This is a genomic window from Acidithiobacillus sp. TH-A35 (assembly GCF_057473505.1).
Genome location: NZ_JBYCKR010000086.1, coordinates 1 through 8,718, shown reverse-complemented (window position 1 = coordinate 8,718; position 8,718 = coordinate 1). Strand labels below are relative to the sequence as shown.

Sequence of the window (8,718 nt, the reverse complement as noted above, 5' to 3'; positions counted from 1 at the left end):
GCATTGCGTATTGGTATTAACGGCTATGGGCGTATCGGGCGGAACATCCTGCGGGCAGTGTACGAAGCGAACCGGACTGACAAAGTCCAGATCGTCGCGGTCAATGACCTGGGCAGCCCCGAAACCAACGCCCACCTGACGCAGTATGATTCCGTGCATGGCAAATTCCCTTTCCCGGTGAACGTCGATGACGGCGACATGCTGATCGGCGACGACCGGGTCAAGGTGCTCGCCGAACGCGACCCTTCCAAGCTGCCCTGGGGTGATCTGGGTGTGGACGTAGTCCTGGAGTGCACTGGCTTCTTTGCCTCCCGCGAAAAGGCGGCCCTGCACCTCAAGGGCGGCGCCAAGAAAGTGCTGATCTCGGCACCGGCAAAAGATGCGGTCGACCTCACCGTCGTCTACGGCGTCAACCACCAGTTGCTCGACCCCGCCAAACACCACATCGTCTCCAACGGCTCCTGCACCACCAACTGCCTGGCGCCTCTGGCCAAGACCCTCAATGATCTCGCCGGCATCGAGGCGGGGACCATGAACACCATCCACTCCATGACCAATGACCAGCGCATTATCGATGTTTATCACGAAGACCTGCGCCGTGCCCGCGCTGCCGGCATGAGCATGATCCCCACCAGCACTGGTGCCGCCAAGGCCATCGGCCTGGTACTGCCGGAGCTGGCGGGCAAGCTGGACGGCTTCGCCATCCGCGTGCCCACGCAGAACGTCTCCCTCGTTGACCTCACCTGTATCGTCAACAAGGAAGTCTCCGTAGACGAAATCCATGCGGCCATGAAAGCGGCCAGTCAAGGCGCGCTCAAGGGTGTCTACGGCTACAACGACAAGCCCCTGGTCTCCATCGACTTCAACCACAACCCGCACTCCTCCACCTACGAGTCCTCCCTGACCAAGGTCAAGGGCAAACTGGTCAAGGTCTGCTCCTGGTATGACAACGAGTGGGGCTTCTCCAACCGCATGGTGGATACCGCCCTCGCCATGATGGGTCAGGCCCGCTGAGAGGAGGACCCGCCATGAATATTTTGCGCATGACCGACTTGCCTTTAAAGGGCAAGCGCGTGTTGATTCGTGAGGACCTCAATGTCCCCATGAATGATGCAGGGGCTATTACCGATGACACCCGCATCCGCGCCAGCCTGCCCACCATTCGCGCCGCGCTGGACGGCGGTGCGCGGGTAATGCTGATGTCCCATCTGGGGCGTCCCAAGGAAGGTGTTTTTGACGAAAAGGCCAGCCTGGCCCCCATTGCCGCCCATCTCGGCCAGTTGCTGGGCCGCGACGTACCTTTGGTGCGGGATTGGCTGGATGGCGGTAAGGATAGCCTCGCCCGGCTGCAGGACGGTGATGTGGTCGTGCTGGAAAACGTCCGCTTTAATGCGGGCGAAGGCCAGGATGACGAAGCGCTTTCCAGGAAAATGGCCGCGCTCTGCGATATCTATGTGATGGATGCTTTTGGTACGGCCCATCGTGCCCAGGCCAGTACCCACGGCGTCGGCAAGTTCGCGCCTGTCGCCTGTGCCGGCCCTCTGCTCGTCAATGAACTGGAGGCGCTGGGCAAGGCCCTGCAGAACCCCAAGCGTCCTCTGGTCGCCATTGTCGCCGGATCCAAGGTGTCCACCAAGCTGACCATCCTCAAGTCCCTGGCGGACAAGGTGGATCAACTGGTGGTGGGTGGCGGCATTGCCAACACCTTCATCCTCGCCGCTGGCCATTCCATCGGCAAATCCCTCTGTGAGGCCGATCTGGTGCCCGATGCCGAAGCCATCATCGCGGCAGCCAAGGCCAAGGGCGGCGATGTACCGCTGCCCAGTGATGTGGTCGTCGCCAAGGCGTTTTCGGCTACGGCACCTGCCAGAACCTGTGGCGTGGACGATATCGCAGCGGACGACATGGTGCTCGATATCGGCCCCAATACCGCCAGGGCCTTGGGCGAAATACTGCGTAAGGCAGGCACCATCGTCTGGAATGGCCCGGTAGGCGTGTTTGAGTTCGATGCCTTTGCCGGTGGCACGAAAGCCATTGCCCAGGCGGTAGCCGAAAGCAGCGCCTTCTCCATTGCCGGGGGTGGCGACACCATTGCGGCGATTAACAAGTTTCACATCGAAGATAAGGTCTCTTATATCAGTACGGGTGGCGGTGCCTTCCTGGAATTCCTCGAAGGCAAGGCCCTGCCTGCCGTAGCCATGCTGGAAGAACGTGCGAGAGGTACACACACTTGATACGCCGGACGAAAATCGTCGCAACCCTGGGCCCTGCCAGTTCTGATGTGCAGGTCATCGATCGCCTGATCGAGGCGGGTGTCGATGTCGTCCGCCTCAATTTTTCCCACGGCGCGCCCGAAGATCACGTGAAGCGTGCCGAGATGGTCCGGGAAAGGGCGCGCGCCCATGGCCGCGCTATCGGTGTGTTAGCCGATTTGCAGGGACCCAAAATTCGCATCGGTAAATTTGCCGAAGATAAAATTCATCTCCGGGAAGGCGAACCCTTTGTTCTCGATAGCACTTGTGCCGTGGGCGATCAGGCGCGGGTGGGTATTACCTATCCCCAACTCGTCAACGATGTGGAACGCGGCGCTACTCTGCTCCTCAATGACGGCATGATCGTCCTCTGGGTAGAAAAGGTGCAAGGTACCGAGATTCACACACGGGTCGTGCAGGGGGGCGAGCTCTCTAACAGCAAGGGCATTAACCGCGCTGGCGGCGGACTAACTGCACCGGCACTGACCGACAAGGACCGCGCCGATATTATTACGGCAGCCCGCCTGGAGGCCGACTATCTGGCCGTCTCCTTTCCGCGCAGTGCCGCGGATATGGATGAAGCCCGTCGCCTCTTCCGCGAAGCGGGTGGGCATGGCGCGATGGTGGCCAAAATAGAGCGCGCCGAGGCGGTAGAGGCCATCGAAGAAATTCTGGCGGTTTCCGAGGTCATCATGGTGGCGCGGGGCGATCTGGGTGTCGAAATTGGCGACGCCGCGGTGCCCCCCGTGCAGAAGCGGATTATCGCTCTGGCGCAGAAGTACAATCGCCTGACCATCACCGCCACACAGATGATGGAATCCATGATTCATCAGCCCATTCCCACCCGTGCTGAAGTTTCCGACGTCGCCAATGCCGTCCTCGATGGCACCGATGCGGTGATGCTGTCTGCCGAAACGGCGAGCGGCGCCTATCCGGTGGAGGCCGTCGCGGCCATGGATCGTACCTGCCGCGAGGTCGAGCGGCAGGCGCCGGTCAACAACACCCTGCAAATTATCGACCGGCCCCTGGAGCGGATGGACGAAACCATCGCGGCAGCGGCCATTTTAGCCACCATGCGCTCGCCCATTGTGGCCATCGCGGCGTTTACTGAGAGCGGTTCTACCGCCTTATGGTTGTCCCGTGCCAACCCTCGGGTGCCCATCTATGCGCTGACACCGCAGGTTTATACCCGGCGCAAGGTGACTTTGTATCGCGGGGTCCACCCGGTCAATTTCCCCCAGAGTCGCCATGATGATCCCGTGCAGGTGATGCGGGCAGCAGAGGACGAACTGCGGCGGCGGGGTGCCGTCCGCGATGGCGATCTGATCCTCATCACCATTGGCGAACCTATGGGTGCCCCCGGTGGTACCAATACCCTCAAGCTGGTGCGCGTAGGTGATGTTACGCACCGAGCTTGAGTTAATTCGCTTTGGGATATATATCGGGGTCCGCTTGCAGTTTACGGGCCCCCTCTATACGATTGCTCAAAACCCAATCAATTTTCATTCACGTTTAGGAGAAGTGTTATGGCCCTAGTTTCCTTGCGCCAATTATTGGACCACGCCGCAGAGCACAGCTACGGAATTCCCGCTTTCAACGTCAACAACCTGGAACAGGTGCGCGCGATCATGGAAGCGGCGGCTGCCGTCGACGCGCCGGTCATCCTTCAGGCTTCCGCCGGCGCCCGCAAATATGCTGGCGAACCCTTCCTGCGCCACCTGATTCTGGCCGCCATCGAAGAATATCCGGACATCCCGGTTGTCCTGCATCAGGATCACGGCGCGAGCCCGGCGGTCTGTATCCAGGCCATCCGCTCCGGTTTCTCCAGTGTAATGATGGATGGCTCCCTGCTGGAAGACGCCAAAACCCCCGCCAGCTATGACTACAACGCTACCGTCACCGCCAGGGTTGTGGAGATGTCCCATGCCGTCGGCGTCACCGTCGAAGGCGAACTGGGCTGCCTCGGCTCCCTGGAAACCGGTCTGGCCGGCGAGGAAGACGGCGTCGGCGCCGAAGGTTGCCTGACCCACGACCAGATGCTGACCGATCCTGAAGAAGCCGCCCGTTTTGTGCAGGCCACCAAAGTGGACGCCCTGGCGATCGCCATCGGCACCAGCCACGGCGCCTACAAATTCACCCAGCCGCCGACCGGCAAGGTGCTGCGTATTGACCGCATCAAGGAAATCCACTCCCGCATCCCGGATACCCACCTGGTCATGCACGGCTCCAGCTCGGTGCCGCAGGACTGGCTGAAGATTATTCATGAGTTCGGTGGTGACATCGGCGAGACCTACGGCGTACCGGTGGAAGAAATTCAGGAAGGCATCAAATACGGCGTGCGCAAGGTCAACATTGATACCGACCTGCGTCTGGCGGCAACGGGCGCAGTGCGCCAGAGCCTGTACAAAAACCCCAAGAACTTCGATCCTCGCAAGTTCCTGACGGCCTCCATCGATGCCATGCGCGATATCTGCCGCCAGCGCTTCGAGGCCTTCGGCTGTGCCGGGCAGGCCAGCAAGATCAAGGTCATCCCGCTGGATACCATGTTCAAGCGCTATAGCAAAGGTGAGCTCGAACCCCGCGTCACCGGCGTCTAAAACACGCTACCGACCTGTTGACTGGCGAGGGCGCATGGCGCTCTCGCCCTGTTTTGGAGGCAATATGACCCAGTTCAAGATTTCCCCCTCCATCCTTTCGGCGGATTTCGCCCGTCTGGGTGAGGAAGTGCGCGCCGTCGATGAGGCGGGTGCCGACTACATCCATATCGACGTCATGGACAACCATTTCGTCCCCAACCTGACCATCGGACCGCTGGTGGCGGCCGCCATCAAGCCGCACACCAAAAAGCCCCTGGACGTGCATCTCATGATCTCGCCGGTGGACAGCATCATTCCCGACTTCGCCAAGGCCGGCGCTGACATCATTACGGTGCATCCTGAGGCGACGCTGCATCTGGACCGGACCATTCAGTTGATCCACAGCCTGGGCTGTAAGGCTGGTGTCTCCCTCAATCCGGCCACACCGCTCAACGTGCTGGACTATGTGCTGGAAAACCTCGACCTGGTACTGGTGATGAGCGTCAACCCCGGTTTCGGCGGGCAAAGCTTCATTGAGTACACCCTGCGCAAGATCGAGGCGATCCGCAAACGCATCGAGGCCACGGGCAAGGCCATCGAGCTGGAAGTGGACGGTGGCGTCAAGGTGGATAACGTGCGGCGGGTCGCCGACGCTGGCGCCGACGTCTTCGTGGCGGGCAGCGCCATTTATAACACCCCTGACTACGCCGCGACCATCGCCGCTTTCCGCAAAGCCCTGGCAGGCTGAATCATGGTAAAGCTGAACGCCGGCAAACCGTTTACCGCGCGCGTCGTCCTGCTCGATCTGGACGGCACGCTGATAGATACCGCACCCGACCTGGCCGGTGCGGCCAATCATGTGCTGCAAAAACTCGGGCGTGCGCCTGCCGAAATGCCTGTCATTCGTGGCTTCATCGGTAACGGTGTCCGGGAACTGATGCGCCGCGCGCTGGCGATCCACAGTGATCCCAGCGAAGTGGAACTGGATGCGGCCATGGTCGATTTCAGCAAGTACTACGGGGAGCATCTGCTAGACCATAGCGTGATCTACCCGGGGGTGCGCGGCACGCTGGAGGCCTTGCAGGCTCAGGGCCGGGAGCTGGTATGTATCACCAACAAGACGGCGGCCTTCACCGTGCCGCTGCTCCAGCAACTGGACCTGTACGATTTCTTCGGACTGGTCTTGTCCGGCGACAGCCTGCCGCGCAAAAAACCCGACCCGTTACCGCTGACCCACACGGCTGAACACTTTCATCAGCCGGTGGGAAACTGCCTGCTGGTCGGCGATTCGCGTAACGACACGCAGGCGGCGCGGGCGGCGGGCATGCCCATTGCCTGCGTGACCTACGGTTATAACGGCGACGAACCCGTCCACTGCCTGGAGCCCGACGCGGTACTGGACAACATGAGCGAATTATTGGATATTCTGGCGTAGCTTTGCGAGGAATCAAAGGCACCATGCGGAAAACACTGGGTTGGGAGAGGCGATGGCGTTGCTGCTGAAAGGCAGTGACTTCTTTTCTATCGCTCTAACGAGGTGATCCGTGATTCCAAAAGCAACCTTTGAGGCTTTGGCGCGCCAGGGCTACAACCGTATACCCCTTTCCCGTGAGGTCATCGCTGACCTCGATACCCCCTTATCAGCCTATCTCAAACTGGTCGATGGTCCCTATGCCTACCTGCTGGAGTCTGTGCAGGGCGGCGAAAAGTGGGGCCGTTATTCCATCATTGGTCTTCCGGCACAACAGATATTGCGGGTCACCCAGGGGGTTGTCACTGTTCATGTGGACGGCGTCGAGACCGAGCGGGCGACTCCGGCGGATCCCCTGGAATGGATCAGCGCCTTCCGCAAGCGCTTCCATGTGGCACCACTGGAGAATGCCGATGAGCGCTTCAGTGGTGGCCTGGTCGGTTATTTCGGCTACGACATCGTCCGCACTATCGAGCCCCGCCTCGCCCGCAGCGCCCCCTTGCCCGACCCGCTGGATCTGCCGGAAATTCAGTTGCTGGTGGCCGACGAACTGCTGATCTTCGACAACCTGCGCGGGACCCTCCGCCTGCTGGTGCATGCCGACCCCGCCCAACCCGATGCCTGGGAGCGTGGCACCGCCCGCCTGCAGCGGCTCCAGCAGCGGCTGCGCGAGTCGGCACTACCGCCCCCACCGCCGGTGCGCACCCGACACGTCCGCGAGGAAGATTTCACCGCCAGCTTCAGTCGTGATGGGTATATGGCGGCGGTGCGCACCATCAAGGAATATATCGGCGCCGGGGACGTGATGCAGGTGGTGCCCTCCCAACGCCTGTCCACGCCGCTGACCGCGCACCCGCTGGATCTCTATCGCGCCCTGCGTGGCGTCAACCCCTCCCCCTACATGTTTTATGTGGACTTGGGTGATACCCATCTGGTGGGCTCGTCGCCGGAGATACTGGTGCGCGTCGAAGATGATCAGGTCACGGTGCGCCCTATCGCCGGCACCCGTCCGCGCGGCAAGACCCGCGCCGAAGATGAGGCGCTGGAGCAGGAACTCCTCGCCGACCCCAAGGAGCGCGCCGAACACCTCATGCTCATCGACCTGGCGCGCAACGATGTGGGACGTATCGCCGACACCGGCTCGGTGCAGTTGACCGATTCGTTCGGTATTGAGCACTACTCCCATGTCATGCACATTGTCTCGCAGGTCACGGGACGATTGCGCCCGGAGCTGGACGCCATGGATGCTTTGCGAGCGACCTTCCCGGCCGGCACCGTTTCCGGTGCGCCCAAGATTCGCGCCATGGAAATCATCCGCGAGGTGGAACCGGTAGCGCGCGGCGTCTATGCCGGAGCGGTGGGCTACTGGGGCTGGAATGGCAACATGGACACCTGCATCGCCATTCGCACCGCCGTCATCAAGGATGGCATGCTGCATATCCAGGCGGGCGGCGGCATTGTCGCCGACTCGGAGCCCGCGGCGGAGTGGGAAGAAACCATGAACAAACGCCGCGCCATGTTCCGCGCCGTAGCACTGGCCGAAAACGGTCTCGACCCCGAAGGGAGGGCAGATCATGTTGCTCATGATTGATGGTCGGGGTTGTGCTAACGTCTTCTTACCAGGTAAGAAGTGAGCACTACCATGCGAACCGTAACTGTTTCTGATAAGGGCCAAGTCGTCATTCCGGTGGAAATCCGTCGTCGCTTAGGGATCACGCCGGGCTGTCAACTCGACTTTAGTTTGGAGGGACATATCATCCGTGCGGAGGTGAAACGCCAGGTTACCCCGACGATCGCCGAAGACGGCTTTGGCATGCTGGTTTGCACGCGGCCGGGCAAACGCCGTCTTGCCGATTTCGATGTCGCCCTCGCCATGCGGGAAGCCAAAGATGATCGCCCTTGATACCAACATTCTGGCGCGTTTCTATGTGGCTGACCCGGCTGACCCCGAGGCCGCCAGACAACGTCCGATTGCCCATAGACTCCTGACCGAATCCCCCCAAATGTTCATACCCCTGACCGTAATCCTTGAGCTCGAATGGGTCTTGCGCGCCTTTTATGGCTTCGCGGACGAGGATTTCGCCAGAGTCGTCAAACATCTGCTTGGTCTGCCCAACGTCAGTGTCGAGGAATGGTCGCGCATCGCCGATGCCTTGGCCTGGCACACAGAGGGGCTAGACTTCGCCGATTCCCTGCACTTGCTGGCCAGCAGCCATTGCACGGAATTCATGAGCTTCGATGACCGTCAATTCGCGCGCCGTGCCAAAAGTCTTAGTGTTGCACCTGCAGTCGTTGTGCCTGCCAAGTAGCCGCCGTCATGCCGTTACCCATCAACATCAACGACCTTCTGCACGGCAAACCCGTCGAATGGGAACGCCTGGAGTTCAAGGAAGGCTGGAACCTGGAGGCCGTTCTGCAT

At 60.8% G+C, this 8,718-nt stretch carries 9 protein-coding genes; all 9 read left to right on the top strand.

The features are described from left to right. Window positions 1–1,014, top strand: a 1,014-nt coding sequence (gene gap, locus AC2VNK_RS03325) for a type I glyceraldehyde-3-phosphate dehydrogenase (protein WP_486882789.1), incomplete at its 5' end; no start/stop codon positions are given. A 14-nt stretch (window positions 1,015–1,028) separates the two neighbouring features. Continuing rightward, entirely contained in the window at window positions 1,029–2,234 is a 1,206-nt protein-coding gene (locus AC2VNK_RS03320) for a phosphoglycerate kinase (RefSeq protein ID WP_291524662.1), read from the top strand. Next, window positions 2,231–3,670, top strand: coding sequence for a pyruvate kinase (gene pyk, locus AC2VNK_RS03315; protein WP_486882787.1), 1,440 nt, complete (start codon window positions 2,231–2,233; stop codon window positions 3,668–3,670). Before AC2VNK_RS03320 ends, pyk begins: the two co-directional genes overlap by 4 nt. Window positions 3,671–3,778: 108 nt before the next feature. Continuing rightward, on the top strand, window positions 3,779–4,849 hold the full coding sequence (gene fba, locus AC2VNK_RS03310) for a class II fructose-bisphosphate aldolase (RefSeq protein WP_486882785.1): 1,071 nt from the start codon (window positions 3,779–3,781) through the stop codon (window positions 4,847–4,849). Window positions 4,850–4,913: 64 nt separating this feature from the next. Continuing rightward, window positions 4,914–5,576, top strand: a complete 663-nt coding sequence (gene rpe, locus AC2VNK_RS03305) for a ribulose-phosphate 3-epimerase (protein WP_291524668.1) — start codon at window positions 4,914–4,916, stop codon at window positions 5,574–5,576. A gap of 3 nt (window positions 5,577–5,579) precedes the next feature. Next, entirely contained in the window at window positions 5,580–6,263 is a 684-nt protein-coding gene (locus AC2VNK_RS03300) for a phosphoglycolate phosphatase (protein WP_291524666.1), read from the top strand. A 109-nt stretch (window positions 6,264–6,372) separates the two neighbouring features. Then, window positions 6,373–7,890, top strand: coding sequence for an anthranilate synthase component I (gene trpE / locus AC2VNK_RS03295; RefSeq protein WP_486882784.1), 1,518 nt, complete (start codon window positions 6,373–6,375; stop codon window positions 7,888–7,890). A 51-nt stretch (window positions 7,891–7,941) separates the two neighbouring features. After that, window positions 7,942–8,202, top strand: a complete 261-nt coding sequence (locus AC2VNK_RS03290; RefSeq protein WP_486882783.1) for an AbrB/MazE/SpoVT family DNA-binding domain-containing protein — start codon at window positions 7,942–7,944, stop codon at window positions 8,200–8,202. Next, a complete protein-coding gene (locus AC2VNK_RS03285; protein ID WP_486882782.1) occupies window positions 8,189–8,608 on the top strand; it encodes a type II toxin-antitoxin system VapC family toxin in 420 nt (139 codons plus the stop codon). The genes AC2VNK_RS03290 and AC2VNK_RS03285 overlap by 14 nt, the downstream gene beginning before the upstream one ends. Window positions 8,609–8,718: the final 110 nt, after the last annotated feature.

What these genes read in the sequence shown, in the direction of transcription:
- fba (WP_486882785.1), top strand. Translation starts at nt 3,779, where the DNA reads ATGGCCCTAGTTTCCTTGCGCCAATTATTGGACCACGCCGCAGAGCAC.
- AC2VNK_RS03320 (WP_291524662.1), top strand. Translation starts at nt 1,029, where the DNA reads ATGAATATTTTGCGCATGACCGACTTGCCTTTAAAGGGCAAGCGCGTG.
- AC2VNK_RS03285 (WP_486882782.1), top strand. Translation starts at nt 8,189, where the DNA reads ATGATCGCCCTTGATACCAACATTCTGGCGCGTTTCTATGTGGCTGAC.
- AC2VNK_RS03300 (WP_291524666.1), top strand. Translation starts at nt 5,580, where the DNA reads ATGGTAAAGCTGAACGCCGGCAAACCGTTTACCGCGCGCGTCGTCCTG.
- AC2VNK_RS03290 (WP_486882783.1), top strand. Translation starts at nt 7,942, where the DNA reads ATGCGAACCGTAACTGTTTCTGATAAGGGCCAAGTCGTCATTCCGGTG.
- rpe (WP_291524668.1), top strand. Translation starts at nt 4,914, where the DNA reads ATGACCCAGTTCAAGATTTCCCCCTCCATCCTTTCGGCGGATTTCGCC.